Annotated in this window: 16 protein-coding genes; all 16 read right to left on the minus strand. The window is 68.2% G+C overall.

Features of this window, described 5'->3' with window-relative positions; translation table 11 throughout:
* Positions 1 to 49 precede the first annotated feature (49 nt).
* On the minus strand, positions 50 to 592 hold the full coding sequence (locus tag AC3B6C_RS24880; RefSeq protein WP_075862449.1) for a hypothetical protein: 543 nt from the start codon (positions 590 to 592) through the stop codon (positions 50 to 52).
* Positions 589 to 2,613, minus strand: coding sequence for a transglycosylase family protein (locus tag AC3B6C_RS24885; protein WP_488376527.1), 2,025 nt, complete (start codon positions 2,611 to 2,613; stop codon positions 589 to 591). The genes AC3B6C_RS24880 and AC3B6C_RS24885 overlap by 4 nt, the downstream gene beginning before the upstream one ends.
* A complete protein-coding gene (locus AC3B6C_RS24890) occupies positions 2,606 to 3,001 on the minus strand; it encodes a hypothetical protein (protein WP_488376528.1) in 396 nt (131 codons plus the stop codon). The genes AC3B6C_RS24885 and AC3B6C_RS24890 overlap by 8 nt, the downstream gene beginning before the upstream one ends.
* A complete protein-coding gene (locus AC3B6C_RS24895) occupies positions 2,998 to 4,959 on the minus strand; it encodes a hypothetical protein (RefSeq protein WP_488376529.1) in 1,962 nt (653 codons plus the stop codon). The genes AC3B6C_RS24890 and AC3B6C_RS24895 overlap by 4 nt, the downstream gene beginning before the upstream one ends.
* Before the next feature lie 21 nt (positions 4,960 to 4,980).
* Positions 4,981 to 6,039 carry a hypothetical protein gene (locus AC3B6C_RS24900; RefSeq protein WP_182374563.1) on the minus strand — a complete coding sequence of 353 codons (1,059 nt, stop codon included), beginning with the start codon at positions 6,037 to 6,039 and terminating at the stop codon, positions 4,981 to 4,983.
* A 26-nt stretch (positions 6,040 to 6,065) separates the two neighbouring features.
* A complete protein-coding gene (locus tag AC3B6C_RS24905; protein WP_182374562.1) occupies positions 6,066 to 7,562 on the minus strand; it encodes an SCO6880 family protein in 1,497 nt (498 codons plus the stop codon).
* Between the two features lie 42 nt (positions 7,563 to 7,604).
* On the minus strand, positions 7,605 to 9,062 hold the full coding sequence (locus tag AC3B6C_RS24910) for a TrbL/VirB6 family protein (RefSeq protein ID WP_488376531.1): 1,458 nt from the start codon (positions 9,060 to 9,062) through the stop codon (positions 7,605 to 7,607).
* Between the two features lie 53 nt (positions 9,063 to 9,115).
* Positions 9,116 to 10,018, minus strand: coding sequence for a DUF8175 domain-containg protein (locus tag AC3B6C_RS24915; RefSeq protein WP_488376533.1), 903 nt, complete (start codon positions 10,016 to 10,018; stop codon positions 9,116 to 9,118).
* A gap of 4 nt (positions 10,019 to 10,022) precedes the next feature.
* Positions 10,023 to 10,709 carry a DUF8175 domain-containg protein gene (locus tag AC3B6C_RS24920; protein ID WP_488376535.1) on the minus strand — a complete coding sequence of 229 codons (687 nt, stop codon included), beginning with the start codon at positions 10,707 to 10,709 and terminating at the stop codon, positions 10,023 to 10,025.
* Positions 10,655 to 10,924 (minus strand): hypothetical protein, encoded by a 270-nt coding sequence (locus AC3B6C_RS24925; RefSeq protein ID WP_011161191.1) that lies wholly within the window; start codon positions 10,922 to 10,924, stop codon positions 10,655 to 10,657. Before AC3B6C_RS24925 ends, AC3B6C_RS24920 begins: the two co-directional genes overlap by 55 nt.
* A gap of 25 nt (positions 10,925 to 10,949) precedes the next feature.
* Positions 10,950 to 11,234 carry a hypothetical protein gene (locus AC3B6C_RS24930; protein ID WP_075862441.1) on the minus strand — a complete coding sequence of 95 codons (285 nt, stop codon included), beginning with the start codon at positions 11,232 to 11,234 and terminating at the stop codon, positions 10,950 to 10,952.
* A gap of 46 nt (positions 11,235 to 11,280) precedes the next feature.
* Positions 11,281 to 11,913, minus strand: coding sequence for a hypothetical protein (locus tag AC3B6C_RS24935; protein ID WP_139319385.1), 633 nt, complete (start codon positions 11,911 to 11,913; stop codon positions 11,281 to 11,283).
* Positions 11,914 to 11,918: 5 nt separating this feature from the next.
* Positions 11,919 to 13,154 (minus strand): hypothetical protein, encoded by a 1,236-nt coding sequence (locus AC3B6C_RS24940; protein WP_488376540.1) that lies wholly within the window; start codon positions 13,152 to 13,154, stop codon positions 11,919 to 11,921.
* A gap of 146 nt (positions 13,155 to 13,300) precedes the next feature.
* Complete coding sequence (locus AC3B6C_RS24945; protein ID WP_488376588.1) at positions 13,301 to 13,822, minus strand: DUF8176 domain-containing protein; 522 nt, start codon at positions 13,820 to 13,822, stop codon at positions 13,301 to 13,303.
* A gap of 311 nt (positions 13,823 to 14,133) precedes the next feature.
* Entirely contained in the window at positions 14,134 to 14,658 is a 525-nt protein-coding gene (locus tag AC3B6C_RS24950; RefSeq protein WP_488376541.1) for a hypothetical protein, read from the minus strand.
* Between the two features lie 146 nt (positions 14,659 to 14,804).
* On the minus strand, positions 14,805 to 16,355 hold the full coding sequence (locus AC3B6C_RS24955) for a cutinase family protein (RefSeq protein WP_258325155.1): 1,551 nt from the start codon (positions 16,353 to 16,355) through the stop codon (positions 14,805 to 14,807).
* Positions 16,356 to 16,968: the final 613 nt, after the last annotated feature.

Here is a 16,968-nt window from a genome sequence, read left to right on the forward strand (position 1 = left end):
GGTGTGCCCTTTCTGTGAGGTGCGGGTTGCTGCTGGGGCGGCCGGTGGGTCAGGTGTCGGCGCGGGGGTAGGTGGCGACCTTCCACTGGCCGTCGACGCGGACGAGATCGGCGGTGACGGTGAACTTCCGGAACGAGGTCACCGTGGCGTCGATGCCGAGCACTGTCTGGATGACGGTGCCGCGCGCGCTGGCCTTGTCCGGTGAGATCAGCACTGCTGAGGCGCCCTCGACGCGGGCGGTGATGACGTCGAGAGATTGCTTCCATGCGCCCCACTGGGCGCTGGGACGCACCGTTGCCGAGCTGTTGGCGGAGTCCAATGCCTGGCCGGTGAGGGTGGCGCGGGTGCGGCGCAGTGCATCGGTGGGTGAGGTGTCGGTGGCGGGTTGCCAGCTGAACATGGTGGTGACGGTGGTGGTGAACACCCCGATCGGCTCAGCGCGATCGGGCAGGCCGGGCGGGCTGCTGTAGTGCTCGCCGTGGTCATGGTCATGTGCGGGTTCGGTGGTGTCGTCGCTGCCGGAGCATCCGGCCAGTGCGGCGATCAGCACGATCGCGAGGACGACCAGGAGGTGGCGGTGGTGGTGGTTCATCGGTTCTTCTCCGGAAGCCCTTGATCGGCGAACTGTGTGGCGTAGGCGATGACTTTCTGGCCGTACGGGCGGGTCTGGGTGTCGTAGTCGCCGCCGGTGGGTGTTCCGCCGGCGTTGAGGACCGCGCCGACTCCGGCGTTGTAGGCGTAGGCGTAGAGAATTTCGCGGCCTTCGGCGGGTTCTTTCACTCGGCCGGAGGCGATTGCGGCGTCGATCTGTTTGGCGTTGGCGCAGGAGAACCGTCCGGCGGCCATGACGGCGTCGCCGATGTCGGTGGCCGAGGCGCGGCCGTTGCCGTCGTCGTCTTTGGCCCAGGACGGGTAGGTGTAGTCCATGAACTGCATCGGCCCCTTCGCTCCTGCCGGGGACACCAGGGAGGCGTTGAACCCGGTCTCTTGCTTGCCGATTCCGCCGAGGAATGCCGAGCTGATCTGCGGGCACAGCAGTCCGGCTTTGCGGAACCACGGCTCGTAGGCCGGTGGGACCCGTCCGGCGGCGAGGTTGTCGACTCCCCCGCCGTGCTGGTCCTCGACCGGGCCGCAGTCGGCGCCCTCGTCAGCGCTGATCCCGCCGGTGACGCCTGGTGCGGTGTAGACCTCATTGCCGCGGGGCATGCCGTGGCCTTCGACGGTGGCGTGGACGTGGTCGAAGTGGTTCTGGGTGGGGTCGCCGCGGTCGTTCATGACGTTGGACTTGCCGACCACCGGGTAGTAGGTCTGGCGCCAGATCGTGTACTCGAGCTTGAAGTGCTTCTTGTTGTCGAGGATGTATTTGTTGACGGCGTTGCCGAGCGCGATCCCTTGCGCGGAGGTGTAGTTGGGGATCATGACGTCGACGGCGCGGCCGGACGGGTGGTCGTTGAAACCGCCGCCGTCGGCACGCCAGCCGCCGATGGTCTGAATCTGCGGGAACTTCGCGGCGATCGCGCGGGCGAGGCGGATGGAGTCGACCTGGAAGTGCGCTTCGGAGCCCTTGGACTTCGGTAGCGGCGGCAACGGGCCCGACGGCCCCGACGGTGCGGGCGGCCCACTGGGTGCGCCCGCGGGCGGGGGCACCGCGGCGGCGTTGAGGAACGTGCCTGCGGGTGCCGGTTTCTTGCCGGTGACCCCGGCGGTCTTGGAAGTGGTCGGCCAGGCGCCCCAGCCCTGGGAACCCAGGACGCGGTTGGCGACCTCCATCTGCTGTTCGCGGGTGGCTTTGTCGGCGGTCGGCGCGTACTGCGCTCCCCCGGCGCCGGTCCAGGTCGACGCCGCGAACTGCAGTCCGCCGTAGTAACCGTTGCCGGTGTTGATCTTCCAGTTGCCGCCTGATTCGTGTTTGGCGACGGCATCCCAGTCGGCGGCGGTGACGACGTCGGAGGCGGGGATCACGCGTGGGGCGGTGAGCACGCGCGGACTGCCCGGTTGGGCGGGCGCGCGTCCGGCCGGGGCGGCGCCGGGTTCGGGGCTGGTGGACACCCACCCGGCTGGATCGACTGAGTGGCCGCCGGTGAAGTCGCGGTGTCCGCCATCCCACACCTCGAAATGCAGGTGCGGGCCGGTGGATTGGCCGTCGTTGCCGAGCTTGGCGATGTGTTGTCCGGCGGTGACTTTCTGACCGGCTTTGACCAGCACACCGTCGGCGAACATGTGCCCGTACACCGTGGACCACACGTGCCCGTTGATGTTGTGGGTGAGCACGATCCAGTGCCCGAACCCCGACGCGGTCCCGGCGGCGGTGACGGTGCCGTCGGCGGCGGCGTAGATCGGCGCGCCGATCGCCCCGGCGAGGTCGATACCTTCGTGCATCGCGCCGTCGCGTGGGCCGTAGCCGGAGGTGATCTGAAAGTCCTTGACTTTCATCGGCTTGACCTTGGCGCCGGGTGAGTGGGAGGCGTCGGCGGGTTGGTCGACACCGCCGGTCAGCGGCAGACAGGCGTCGTCGTCACCGGCCACGGAGATGATGACCGTGCACGAGGCGAAGAACCCCATCACCAGTGCCAGCAGCGGCACCAGCAGTTTGGAGGCGTTGCCCTCACCCACGAGGCAGACCCCGATAGTCGGTGGTGGTGTCGAGGTTGCGGACGTGTTCGGTGAGGGCCTTGTTCATCGAGCGCATGACGTCGAGGCGGGTGGCCCATTCGCGGTCGCGGGCGGTGACGTCGCGGCCGACCCCGGCTGCTCGGCACCACCGCATGACGCTGTTGGTGCCGGCGCCGATGTTGGCGGCGACGTCGGCGGCCGCGGCGGTCAGCGACAGCGATGTGCGAGCCAGCAGCTCAGCCACGGCGCGCACGGCCAGTCGCCGGACTTCCTCGGAGTGGGCGGTGCGGCGCGGGTTGGGTTCGACCACCCAGTCCTGGACCTGTTCCCAGGCACTGGGTAGCGGGTCGATCGGGGTGGTCGTGCCCGGGTCGCTGTCGGTGCTCATGCCGCGGATCCGGACTGGGCGCCGCGGCCGCGGTTGAAGCGCTTGTTGGTGTTGTGCATCTCGGTCTTGCGTTCGGTGGCGGTCAACCGCATCTGCACCGGAATACCGGGCTGCTCACCCTCTTTGATCAAGAACTTGCCCATACCCGGCGGGACGGTGTTGGTTTCGGTGCCGGTCGCGCGGACCCCGTCGGCCCAGGCCGCTTCGCTGATCTCGGAGACGACCGGGTCGTCGATGCCGCGGGGGGTGGTGGCCCACTCGGCGAGGGTGGCGGCTTCTTTCTCGTTGAGGTTGACCTTGCCTTCCATCAGCGAGGCTTCGTCCTCGGGCAGCGGGAAGCACACCTTGACCCGGGCGCGGTCGAGAAAGCCCATGGCGCGCTGGCGATCTTCCATCGAGTCGAACGCCTGGAGGTCCTTGACGGTGTGGGTGGTGAACAGGCTGCCGGTGCCCTGTTCGCGCTGGACGCGGGTGACTTCGTCGACGCGCCACACGATGCCGTTGCCGACACCGAGCACCAGCGAGAACTCGTCGCACACCAGGTCGTAGTTGCGGGGCTCTTGCAGGCCGTGATCGGAGAGCAGGTGCGAGGCTTCGACGGCGGAGAACCCGTCCGACCAGCATGCCAGGAGCACCGCGGCGCGCAGCTTGCGGGCGTTGGCCGGCAGCCGGGACATGTCCACGCACACCCCGAGGGCGTCGATGTCGATGGGCTCTTTGGTGGGGGCGTTGAAGATCTCGCCGAACTGCCCCGACACCAGTTGGTCGAGCGATTGGCGCAGGTTCTCGGTCAGCAGCAGGTAGCGGTCGACGGCGATCGCGTCATGGGGTCGACGCCCCAGGGCGCCGGAGGCATCGAGGAGGTCTTGGTGGGCGCGGCGCAGTTCGGGATTGGTGTCGGCGTCGCGGGCGGTGGCGTCGATGAGAGTCTGCGGGACCTGGCGTAGCAGGTTGAGTACATCGCCGGGCAGGGGTGCATTGGTCAGGGTGAACTCGTTGGCCGTGCCGTAGAGCACCCGCAACGCGGTGGTGAGCAGCGTCTCCTCGTGCGGAGCGATCGGGCGGCCGGAGCTGATCTCGAGCAGGCCGGTGGCGGCGGTGACTTGGCGTGCCCGCATTTCGCGTTCGGCGAGTTGGCGTGCGGCGGTGGGCAACCGGGCGATGAGGTTGCCGAAGGTGCCCACGGCCAGCGGATTCATCGGCGAGTCGAATCCGACGCTGGTGACCTGCGGGGTGACCGGGGTGATGCCGTCCTCGCGGTACTGCACCCGGCCGTCGCTGTCGTGCAGGACCATCTGGCGCATCATGTTGACGAAGTCGGGGCGGTGATCGCCCATGATGAGCGGGCGGACCCCGGTCGCCAGGTCGTGGCAGACGATGCGCCGGTTCAGCGTGCTCTTGCCGAACCCGTTGAGTCCGAACACCATCGCTGACGGGGCGGTGATCTGTCCTGCCTCGAACCAGCCGATCTGATCGAACCCGACGGGCTGTCCGGTGTCGAGGTGTGAGCCGACGGGCGCGCCGTCCAGGGGGGCTGAGGCGCCGATGGGGAACGGGTAGAACCCCGGCACGTGCGCGGTGGTGCCGCGCAGCTCGTTGGGGCGGCGCACGTGGGCGACGCGGCCGCCGCCACGCCCGTCGTAGCCCCGGTTGGTGCGGATCAGGGTGGGTACGTCGAACTGGATCGGCCGGGCAATGGCGGCGTCGTGGCGTTCCCGGCGGCGGGCGTCGTTGTCGAGTTTCTGGCGGGCGAGGTAGCCGCTGATCCCACCGCTGCGGGCGGTGTCGAGCAGGTCCTCGCGGGTGTCGTCGTCGTAGAACGTGGTCGGCTTGGTCGAGCGTTCTTTGGTGCTCGGCCGGGTGGCCGAGGCGGCACCGGCATTGAGGCGCAACGTCGACGGCGTGGTGTCGCCACCGGGGGCGGCGGTGGTGGCTTTACGGAGGTCGGTGACAGTCATGGTGGGGCGTCTCGCAATCGGTTAGCGGTGGCGGTGGCGCAGGGCTTCGTCGGTGATGTCGCCGTGTTCGGGCAGCAACACCCCGAGTCCGATGCCGGCGGCGAACAGTTCGGCGTGGCGGTCGTAGCCGTTGCGCACGCCGAGGCGGGCGAACAGCGGCAACCGGTCGCGCACGGAGTCCACCGACGGCGTGCGGGGACGCGGCTCGGTGATCGTCAACGTGGCGCCGAAGCGCTGCAGCACGGGCTCGAAGGTGAGCCGGATCGGGTCATCGGGGTGGATGGTGTCGGCGATGCACGTCGCCCGCCAGGTGATCGCCAGCCGGGTGCGCGGGGTGGTCGGGTCCCGCTCAAGAAGTTGGGCCAGTACCGAACCCATCGCGTGTGGCGGTTCCAGCACGTGCGGGGCGATCACCCACGTCGCCGACAACAGGTCGTTGTGGCAGAGCACATCGCGCACCCGGTGTGGTGTCGAGTCCGGCGCGATGTCGGCGAATGCGGGCGCTGGGTCGTCGTGCAGGCCGCCGCGGTAGGCCCGCACCCCGACCGCGGCGACCTGCGCTGCGGTCAGTGGTGTGGTGTCCAGGCCGGCGGCGTGCAGGGACCCGATCAGCGTGTGCAGGCGCCGGCCAACTTCCACGGCCATCTCGTCGGGTGTGGTTTTCATTGCCGAGGTGGCCGCGACGAAGGTCACCGCGAGATAGGTGTCGGTGGCGAGGTCGGCGACGTCGAGGTGGTGATGGCCCTCGGGGACCATCCACTGCCGGTGGGCGGTGTCGGTGCGGGGGAAGGTGTCGGCGACGGCGGTGACCGCGACGACATCCCACGCGTCGGCGCCGAAGTCGATGCGGGTGTAGTTGCACAGTTGTTGCCAGTCGCGCAGTGTCGCGCCGGTCGCGGCGAGGATCACCGTGTAGTGACCGGTGGCGTGGGCCCGGATCAGGCCGTAGTCGTGGCCACCGGCCGAGCGGTGTTCGGTGATCGACAGGACGGTGTTGATCTGGGGCAGGGATGCCGCCGAGGAAGATAGGCGGGCGCGGGAGCGCTGGAGCAGCGAGGTCAGGGCCGGGAGCGTCGGCATCGCAGGGTGGTCCTTTCTGTCTCGGGTTAGGCGGCGAGTTTGTCGGAGACGGTGCTCTCTTCGGAGAGCACGACACCGAATCCCAGTCCGGCGCAGAAGGTGACGAGTTGTTCGTCGCGGGTCGGTTCGAGTGGGGTGGCCGCAGAGAGGCCCAGATCGGTGACGAGGGTGTCGATCTTCTGGGTGTCAGCACCGATGGGGCAGGTGGCGGTGACGATCATCGACACCCGGGTCACACCTGCGCCGCGGGCCTGTTCCTGGCGGGCGCCTTCGGCGCTGTCCAGGCGCACCAGCGCGCGTTCGGGCAGTTTGCCGACGTTGGTGCGCACGGCCTGGCGGGCATCGTTGTGGTCCTTGTTGACGATGGTGGTGGCTTGGGCCGGGGTGTAGGGCTGGTAGACGAAGGTGACGCGTTTGCGTGGTACGTCGCTGTTCGGGGACAGCAGATCGGCGAGCACGTTGGAGTCGAACGGCGCCTCGGGTTCGTTGCGCATCGTCCACGACATCGACTGCGCCGCATCGTGAAGCAGGCGGCCGTGCTGGTCTGAGGCCGAGGTCGGTCCGCAGTCTTCCCACCGCAGGCGCATCGGTTCACCGCTCATCAGACCGATCTCGAGGTCGAGCTCGTCGGCCGGGGAGAAACTGCGGCGAGCGATCGCGCAGATTTCGCGTTCGAGCATCGGCCGTACCCGCAGACCGGCGGCGTGGCAGTAGTCCCGAATCCGGCCGAGTCGTCGTGCGAGCTCGTTGCCCATGTCGGTGGCATCGCGTTTGCGGTGCATGGTGTCCGCGCGCCAGGTCAATCCGATCCGGGCTTCCAGGCGCACTTCGGCGGTCGGCACCGCTTCGGTGGCTTCGATGATGATCTTGCGGGCCAACGCCGGAGCCGTGTCCTTGAGCCGTGACCGCACGATGCTGGAGGCCCGCATCCCCGACTCGGGCAGGGTTTCCATGGTGACCGTGGCGGCCACGAAGTCCGGGGATTGCCCGAGGAAGGTGAGCATGTCGCCGAGGCGGGCGACCCACCGGTCGCGCACAGGCTGGTCATTCCACTCCCCGCCCTGGGGCCAGGTCCGCAGCACCAGGGTGTAGAAATTCTTCGACGACAACTTGATCAGGCCGAACGGCGCCGATCCATCGCCGGGTGAGAAGTTGAACGTCTCGGCGGTGGCCAGCGGTCCCGGTGGTGGGGTGCCGTCGGGGATCTTCGTGAACGGCCCGGACCGCACCAGGGTCTCACCGGCACGGCGCGACTTCGACACCGCCCGCGCACCCATGCCCAGCTCCCACGCCGAGCGGCCGCGCAGCGACACCACCAGCGGCACGAACAGCACAGCCAGGGTGAACGGCAGCCCGAAGAATTTGATGATCCCGGGCAACGGCAGCATCAGGCCGACGACGGCGATGAACAGGAACCCGAGCAGCACCATCGTCGAGAACATGGTGAACCCGAATGCGCCGGAGGACCGGAACGCCGCCGCGGGGCGGTACAGCAGTCGGCGGGTGCCGGCTTTGTCGGTCATGACAACCTCTTTCGACAGTCAGAGATGGGTCAGTGGTGGCCGCTAGTGCGCCATGGCGTGTTCGTTCCAGCCCGAACGCATCGGCGGTGGGCTGCTCAGCGACGGGTCGGCACTGGTGGTGGATTCGACTTCGGATTCGACGCTGTCGCTGACGGTTTGCATTGCTGCCCCGGCGAGTCCGCCGGCCGATCCCATCGCGTCGCCCAGCCCGGAGGTGGGACCGCCACCACCTCCTCCCCCGCCGCCGGAGCTGGCTTGGCCGCCCTGGCCACCGGAGAGGGCGGGTTGGGCGCCGGGCCCGCCGCCACCGGATGGCGGTGGTGGTGAGGGTGCTGATGCCGTGGAGATACCGCCGGAGGGTCCGCCGCCGCCGCGACCGGCGATCGAGGACATGCCGCCTGCGCTCGCGCCGCCGCTGGCCCCGGCGGTCGCCCCGCCCGAGGCGGCCGCGGCCGCGACCTTGCCTGCCGCGACGCCGGCACCGATGGCCGCACCGGCCGCTGCGGCACCTGATCCGCCGCCGCCCATGCTTGCCACGGCGGGGGCGATCAGGCGCATGAGCGCGGGTAACACGAACGCGCACAGCATCATCAGCACCATGCCCAGGACCACCTGTTGGGCGTTGTCTTTGGACGCTCCGGCGCGAAACGCCACGAAGTAGGTCAGCGCGCCAACGGGTTTGAACAGCAGGAATGCCACCGACCACGCGATAAGCCGCTGGTAGCTCTGCGAGCCGGGTCCGGTGCCGGAGAATGCGGCGGCCACCGGGAGCGCGGCGACGACTAGCAGCAGCATCGCCTCGCGCACCACCAGCAACGCCAACTGCAAGAAGGCGCCGAGGAATCCGACGAGGGCGAAGATACCGATGGCGGTGGTGCCCAGCGCGGAGTTGGTCAGCAGGTTGAGTTTGAGGAAGTTCTTGATGACGTCGCCGTTGCCGCCGCCGGCGGTCACTGATTCGCTGACCAGCCAGTTGGAGATGCCGTCGGCGATGCGGCCGCCCACGGTCAGTGCCAGCGGGATCGCGGCGGTGGCCATCGCTGAGCGGAAGATCAGTTTGAAGCCCTCTTCGGCGTCATCGGCTAGGGAGCGTTTGCGGTCGATCATCATCCGTAGGCCGAAGAACATCAGCGAGAACGTCAGCCCCACGATTTGGATTTGCAGGGTGTGGTCGTGGACTTCCTGCATGAGGGAGGACTTGTTGTCCAACTGGGGGTTCGGGAGTTTGATCCACCACGCCATCGCCCACGTCAGGACGGTCTGGTAGCCCTCGAGTAGCGAGTTGACGATCTTCTCGAATGTTCCGCCGACCACGCTGCCGGCCACATTGCTCGCGGCGTTGCCCGCGGCGCCGCAGACGGTCCGGCTCAACGGTCCCAGGGCGTCGCACAGCGGGTTCGCTGCGGCCGTGCCCGCACCGGCCCACGAGGACACCGTCGCGGCGATCAGCGCCACCACGACCGCGGCGTGGGTGCGTCGGCCGGTCAGGGCAGCGCGCACACGCCCTCGTCGGCCTGAACGCGCTTCACGGAGGTGAGAGTCGTTGTGGTGGTTCACCATGGGGTCCACCCATCGCCGGTGGTTGAGATGAGCAGCCGGCTCGGTTCGGTGCCGGGTTCGGGGACCACCCATTTCCACTGACCGTCGCGCCAGACCATGTCGACGCCGACCGAGATGGCGGTGAAGCCGTCGTCGCGGGTGAGAGGTTGGGCGAATTCGACGTGGGCGAAGTCGGTGGAGTATGTGGTGACGCGGACCGCGACCGGCACATCCCGGATCTGCGCGGGCAACTCAGTATTTCCGGCATAGATTTGCGCGCCGTTGGTGCGCAGGTTGTCGGCCTCGGGACGGGCGGCCTCGGAGACCACGGCCACGCGATCGAGTAGGGCGACGTTTTGGTCATCGGGCGCCCAGGTGGCGCGCTGGCCGATCTGCCAGGCGGCCAGTGCCGCGCCCTGCGGGGTGTGGGCAAATCCGGTGGGTACACCGTCGGTGCTGATCGCGGTCGGACCGTCGGAGGTGGAGAATGGGATGGTCGCGCCGTACACGCGCTGCCACATCAATCCCTTCGGCGGCGGGAGCACAGCCTCAGGGTCATCGGTGTCGGAGGGGTCGGTGGTCTGCGGGAGGACCTGGCCGAGCGGGTTGGTCGGGGTTTCCACCCGGCGGCCGCGGGTGTCGGTGGTGGGCATCCCGAACGCGTCGTCGGGCAGCCGGGTCACCGGGGTTTGCGGCGGCAGCGACGTCGGTGTGTCCGTGGCGGTGACCTGTGGCGGCGGTGCTGACGAATCGCCATCATCGCCGCGGATGGCGACCAGCACGGCCGCGCCGATGACCATGGTCAACACCAGTAGCGACAGCACCAGTGTGGTGCTCTTGTAGCCGCCGGACTGGCGCAGTGAGTGCAGCGCCGCGAGGCGGCCGAGGTCGTCGTCGCGAGGATCGGGGGTGCTCATGGGGTTACGCTCCTGTCAGTGCGACCATGTCGGTCGGCGTGGCCGAGATCGCGTCCACTGGTGAGGCGCCCGCCGCGGCGTCGGGCAGCAGCAGCCGCCAGTCACCGAACGCCGGTGCCCACACGACCGTGGTGTGGTTGACCGTCATCGAGCGGTCCGGCATCCGGGTGTAGATGTCGACCGATGCCTTGTCGGGGGTGAACGCGGTCAGTTTCCAGCCCTGTACTTGCGGGGCCTGACCGGCTGGCACGCCGGACGTGGTCGACAGCTGAATGCGGTTGGTGATGTAGTCATCTCGCGCTTGTCCCGGTGCGAGGAGTTCACGCACAACCTGGGGCCACTGGTCATCGAGCGCGACCGAGAGACGCACGATGGCATTGACCGCGGCCAGCCCCGCGCCCGGAGGGGTGCGGTCGAACCCTCCCGGCGCGATGACATCGGACATCTCGTGGGGGCCTTCGGCGGCTTGGGGAAGGCGCATCCCGTTGAACTCCACCCACCGCAGATCGGTGGGCGGCGCGGTCAGCGGAATCTGTTGCGGCGTCGACGGCGTGGCCGTGTCGGGCTCTGATCCGCACCCGGCGAGCAGGCCGATCACCGTGCACACCAGGCCGAGGAGGGTGATCGGTGTGGTGATCAGCCGAATACCAGCACGGCCGCCGCGATGTTGCCGGCGATCGCGACCACCCACACCCCGAAGATGATCTTGGTGAACCACTCCCCCGCGGGGATCTGGGAGAACGGATGCTCGCGCACCTTGTCGAAGGCGATCGAGGCGCCCAGAAAGACTAGGTGTAGCAGCGCGAGCATGTTGGCTACGAACACGAACCAGCCGCCGATCAGGGTGATGTTGCTCATCACCTCGGGGGGTAGTTTCGCGTAGGCCACTGTCATGGTGGTGTTCATCGCGGTGGCTTTCGGTCCGCACGGCTCACTGCCCGCCCGCGGCCTGCAGGATCGTGGCGCCCGTCGCGATCACCATCGTCCCGACGATCGCGCCGATCGCGATCTTCACGCCCTTGCTGTCGCCGCGATCGGTGATCTTGTCCCATGCGATGAAGCCGCCGCCGACGACGATCGCCACCGCGCAGGCGAAGTAGGCCAGGAAGGTGGCCCACCCGCCGAAGGTGTTGAGCCGATCAGACAGGCCGGGAATCGGGATGGGGTTGAACGCCACGTAGGTGGTGGTGGCCGAGGCCAGGGTGGACTGGAGCATGATCTCTTCCTTCTCGTGAGGTGTGGAGGGTTGTGCAGTTGTGCCGTTACGGGGTTGTGCTGTTGTCGTTCGACATCACCGCGACCGCGGCGTCTCGCAGGCCCTGGCCGACGGCGGCGATGTCCGGGGCGACGACGGTGCGCGGATCGGACCGCCGCGCGGCCGGCGCGGGATCGGGGCCGGTCGAGGGCAGCTCGTTGAGCGGGGTGTCGACGAGGAAGTCGTGCCAGGAGATGTGCCACACGTTCGCGAAAAGGCCCGACCCGACCAGCAATTCGCGGTCGCGCCGGAGCCGGGCGGTCGGCTTTCCCTTCCGCCCGGCTACCAGCACCAAACCCAGCAACTGCACATGGGCTGGCGCATTGTTCGTCGCGTATTGGCGGGCGGCCAGCGACGCTGCGGCCAGGCCGCGCGCCGATTCTCGCGCAACGAGTACCGCGAACGGTGGCTCGTCGGCCCGCCCGGGCCACAACTGGCCGGAATCGCCGACATGCTCGAGCTGGGCCGCGAGCGTGGATACACCAGCACCGCCGTGGCAGCCCACGGCCGCCACCAGATGCGCCGGTAACCGGGTCGTGCGCCGCCCCAACATCTCCGATGCGCTCGGCGGCAAAATCGACGCACCCCGAATCGCTCCGGCGTTCTGCGCCGCCGACACCGTCTCCACACTCGCGGCCATCGTTGTTATGCCCCCTTCGGCGTGAGCTGCGGGAAGGTGACCTTGAGACCCGGGACGGCCTTCTCGGCGTGCCGGGAGAGGTCGACAGCGGCGTCGGTGACGGTCTTGCGCACCTGATCGGCGGCACCGCCCAGTGCCTTGTAGGGGGCTTCGGCCTGCTCAGCGGTCCAGTTCGCGGTGTAGGTCTGTCCGCCGATGGTGGTCTCGGCGTTGACATCTCCACCGACGCTGACCTGGTAGTGCACCGCAGGTAGACCGGCCTTGGTCGCCTGGTCGGCAGGTAGGTGGAGCTCGAACTGGTTGGCGCCGGGGTTGGGCAGCGGAGCGGGTTGCGGGCGGGGTTGCGGGGCGCGGCGGTTCGGGTCGGGCTGGCCGGGCAGTCCGGGCTGACGCGGGTTCGCGCCCGGATCTCCGGCACCGAGTGCGTGCGCGAGGAGTCCGCCGGCCGTTCCACCGGCCACACCGCCGACGATCGCCGCGGGGATACCCAGGGCGGCGGCACCGATCGCCGCACCGGCTGCGGCGCCGATCGCTGCGCCCGTTCCGGTGTGCGCGCCTGGGAAGGGCACCACCATGGTCGACCCGATGACTGCGCCCACGCCGGTACCGATCAGCGCACCACCGACACCGCCGGTCACTGCGGCGGGCACGCCGAGGGCGACCGCACCTGCGGTGCCGCCGAGCGCCACGCCGATGATGGTGGCCGCGGCCTGGCGGGACGCTTCGTCTTCGGGAACGCCGACCGAGATGAGGCCCTGGGCGATCTTCGCTTCGCCATAGGCCGACCACTCGTTGATCGAGACCCGCTGACGGTCGGTCAGCCAGGGAGCATCACGTTTGAGCTGGTCTTCCTCGACGAGGAAGTTGCCCACGCGCAACGTCTTCGGGGGCGGGGCAATCGGGCGGACCGGCGCGACCGGGCGGGGCAAGGTGTAGGCCCGCGGCGGTGCCGGGTTGTAGACGGTGTCGTAGTTGGGCTGGTTGTACGCCTGCGGATCGGCGTAGGGCCGATACGGAGCTTCCCGGGGCGGTGCCGGAATTGCGCCCGGACCGGGGTTGTAGTTGTAGCTTGGCGCAGTCTGCTGCGGAGGTGCGACCGGTGGGGTTGCGTCGTCGCCACCACCGCCGACGCCGCCCTGCTCGAACCCGTCGTCGGTCTCGCCCTGGTCGACACCGCCCTGTTCGTAGGCTGCGGCAGGGCTGTCGACCAGGAGGGTAGCGCCGAAGGAACCGGAAACCATCAGCGCAGCAAGCACTGTCCCGACGAACGGGGTGGCTGGTGGGGTGGTGCGGTGCCGGCGTTGTGCCCGCGACCGCCGGGGCGGGGTGTCGAACCGAGGCGACGTGACCGCTGGTGAGGTGAGGTACATGGGAGGGGGTGACCTTTCTATTTCTTATTTCGTGTGACAGACGCGATGTAGGTGCGTTCGCCGATCTGGGTGGTGGTGATGTTCTGGACATCGGGGTCGGGATCGCGGGTGCCGTCGGGCAGGATCAACGTGACCTCCACGCGGTAGGTATCGGCGCCGGTCTCGTCGATCGACAGGCAATACCGCGCTTGGGGATTGAGCGTGTCGATGCTTGATTGCAGATCGACAGCGCTGCCGATGCCCTCGACATTGGACGAGGCCATCGCCCGCGCGGCCGGCCCCGAACGCCAGTGGAAGTAGGCGTAGTTGAACGCTTTGATCACGTTCGGGCCCGACGTCAGGTCACCCGGGTCGCGGCCGGTGGTGGTGGACCCTTCGGTGGTCGAGGGGCATTCCACTGCATCGGAGAACGGGTCTGGGGTGTCCATGGCGGCGACCGGATCGGTGATGCCGTCGCCTCCCCCGCCGCCAACGACCGCTTTGATCGAGAACACGATCACCAGCACCGCAACGACGATCACGCCCACCGAGGCGCCCACGATCAGCAACCACCGACGTTGCCCCCGTGCCGGAGGCGCCGGAGGTGGCGTACTTCGAGCGACAGTCGGTGTGGGATAGACAGTCTCGACGTAAGGGTCGTCCTCGACATCCTCAAACTCGACGACCTGGGGGTCCTCGTGGGCGGCGTAGCTGTAGTGGTTGTCGTCGAGGGGTTCGACGTCATCGATGGGTGCGGTGATGTCCTGCTCAGCAGGCGTCGGCTCGTCGTTCCACTCGGTGGGCTGGTCCGGGTGAGGTTCGGCGGTGTGCAGCCAGGTCTGCACACTCGGATCGTTCTGCCAACCGGTACTCATCCGAACTTCACCTCGCCCCCGGGGCGGTATGCGCGGGTCCAGCGATCGCACTCGGCGAGGTGCCAGTGCAGAGGGTGTTCATCGCCGAACACACCGCGGCGGGCCGCGGTCAGGGAGAACGGGTCGATGGTGTGCAGCGTGTTGTCGAACACGTCGCGGTAGGTGGCGCCGACCAGCAGGTCTTCCGGCAACGAACCGTTCGAACCAACCACCAGCACAACGCTGTTCGCGTCGAGACGGTAGCCGCGGTCACCGGGCAGTACGCACCGCGCCCGTTCGTCGTACGCTTCTTTGAGCCGCGTGATGCTGTGGCCGTTGCCCATCCCCCATCGAGTCGACGCGCAGCCGTTCTCGTCGGTCAGGATCACCGCTGTGGCCGGGTCGGTGACTGCGGTGACCAGATCGACGGGACTCAACCACACCGGCTCACCTGCCTGCGGGTTGATGGGACGGCCCGGATGTCCGAGGTTGTGAGAGACATGTCCCCCGAGCGGGGGTCGGATTGCACTGTCACTGAACATGTACTCGCTCCTTCCGGAGTGATTCGCTGGGTGCGTGAGTGGAAGAGAATGGGTCTAGCTGGCGGTGGTGGTTCGACCACCACCACAAGCGCGGCACAACCCGCGCCCGCACACGCGGGAAGGGTTGGCCGAGAGGACGATCAGACTCATTGCGAGGCCCCGCTGAGGAACGGCGGCAGCCCGGACGCGCCGCCGGGAGGTGTGGTTTGCGGGACCGATGAGGCCCCCGAGGGAACTGTCTCCGACGGTGCCGATGGTGACGAGGTGCCGAGCTCCCACGGATAAGCCGGTTCCGACGTCGCAGCGCTCGGCGGCAACGACGTCGTGGTCAACGATGGAAGTGTCGACGAACCAGCAGACCCCTCCCCGAACAGCCACGAGAAGTCATCGCCGCCGCTGCCGCTATCGGGCGAGTTCGACGACCCGCCGTCCTTGCCGGCGATGTCGCGTGCGGCCGCCACAATCCAGTCCCCGATCAACTTCGTCGGGGGCTGGCCTGTCGGTGTGGCCGAGACCTCCGAGTACGAGGCGTGTTGCTTGGCCGCATCCCAGTACTTCAACAGCGAGGACACCTTGAACAGGTCGGAGTTCGCTTGGAACTCGGACTTGAACGCGGTAAACGCCTCAGAGACAAGACGTTCCTGGGTTGCCGGTGGGACCAGCGTGACCGCTGCCTGGCCCAGCTTCGCCCCCAGAATGCCGACGATGGCCAACGGATTCGCAGCACCCGCGGTGGCGATCGCAGCGATCGTGCCCGGAGTAGCGACCGTCTGCACAACGGTCTTTACCGCGTTGAACCCGATCGTGCCCACCTTGATCACCGCCGACAGCGCATCCTGCACACTCGGCAACGGCGTACGCGGGTCCGAGGCCACCGCCAACCGCTCCGACAACGTCTGGCGCGGTTGATAACTCAACGATTCGAGGTTGTTCTCCGACGCCTGCACATCTTCATTGACTACCGGTACCGCGGTCTTCACTGCGGTCAGTGCCAGCGCTTCGGCGATCGTCGACAACGACCCGATCGGATCGTCCGGGTTGAGTTCCGACTGGCCGGCGATGTTGGTGACCAACCGCGCCAACGGAGCATTCGCCGGGGCATCGCAAGCGAGATCGCCAGGCGTGCACGCCGACAGATAGCGCCCCGCGATGGCCTGGTACGACGTGTCCTCAACGTCGCCGACAGGGGCGATACCGCCGCCCGGCGCGTTGGTCGTCGACACCGCCACGACCTTGGACACGTTCGCGCCGCTGGTCCCCGGCACCGGGTCAGGAGAGGTCTGCCCCGGCTTACCGGGGAACAACGGCGCACCCTCAGGTCGGCCGGGATCGCCGAGATTGGCTAACAGAGCCAGCTTGTCGGCGCCGATCGCTGCTTTGCCACCGACGATGTCGTTCAAAACGATCCGAGTGACGTGAGCGCCCTGGGAGTAACCGACCAGACCGAACTTCGTGGCCGGACACGCGGCGGCCTTGTCTTTGATCCAGGACAAGGTCTTGGCGACTGCGCCCTGAACGGACTGCTCGTACGGGACCTTTCCGCCAGCCACAGCACCACCGAAGCCAGCGTCATAGGGTACATACGCACGGTCCATATCCCCGCGCGCGGCCGTGATCGCCGGATGGAGTACCTGGGACAGGAACCCCGCGTCCTTGGACGGATCAGCGTCTGGCGACGACTGGCCGGTGCCCTGCACCGCGTACACCATCAGACCCGGGCAACCCCCCGGCTGCGCTGGCGCCGCCGACACGTTCCCGACCCCGACACTGGCCAGGGCGATAACCGCCGTAGCCATCACCGCCAAGGCCGCCCCCCAGGGCGAGCGTCGCGAGTCCTGTCCACCCCTCTGGACAGGATCAATCACCTCTACACTGGTCACCGGGCCGGCCCCCCATCGAAAGACAGGGAGCTGACCCCTCCGGCGACCACACGCGAGCCGTTCGACGGCAAATCAATCGCGCTCGCGTGCAGTCGCCAACCACCGCTCCGGAGAGGGACTGTTCGACGGCAATCTGACCGTCCCTCTCCGGAGCCTGGGACCCGTGCCATCGATCGAAAGTCGACAGCAACACGCCCAGACCAATCTGGCCCACGAGGATCGGGCTCAAGAAGGTTCGTCATGCGAGTCCTTCACTCCAAGGGTTTCCTCGAAGCTGTAGGAGCAGCCCACCCCAGACGACCGTTGTCAGCCCATACCCGCAGGTACACTGCTCAACGCCCGCCTCGATGCCCGCACATACCGCATCGAGCTGGTATTCACCCGGTCCGGACGCCGTTCGAGTCGCCAAACTTTGCAGCGTCCGGGCCGG

The organism is Gordonia sp. 11cp (genome assembly GCF_057767225.1).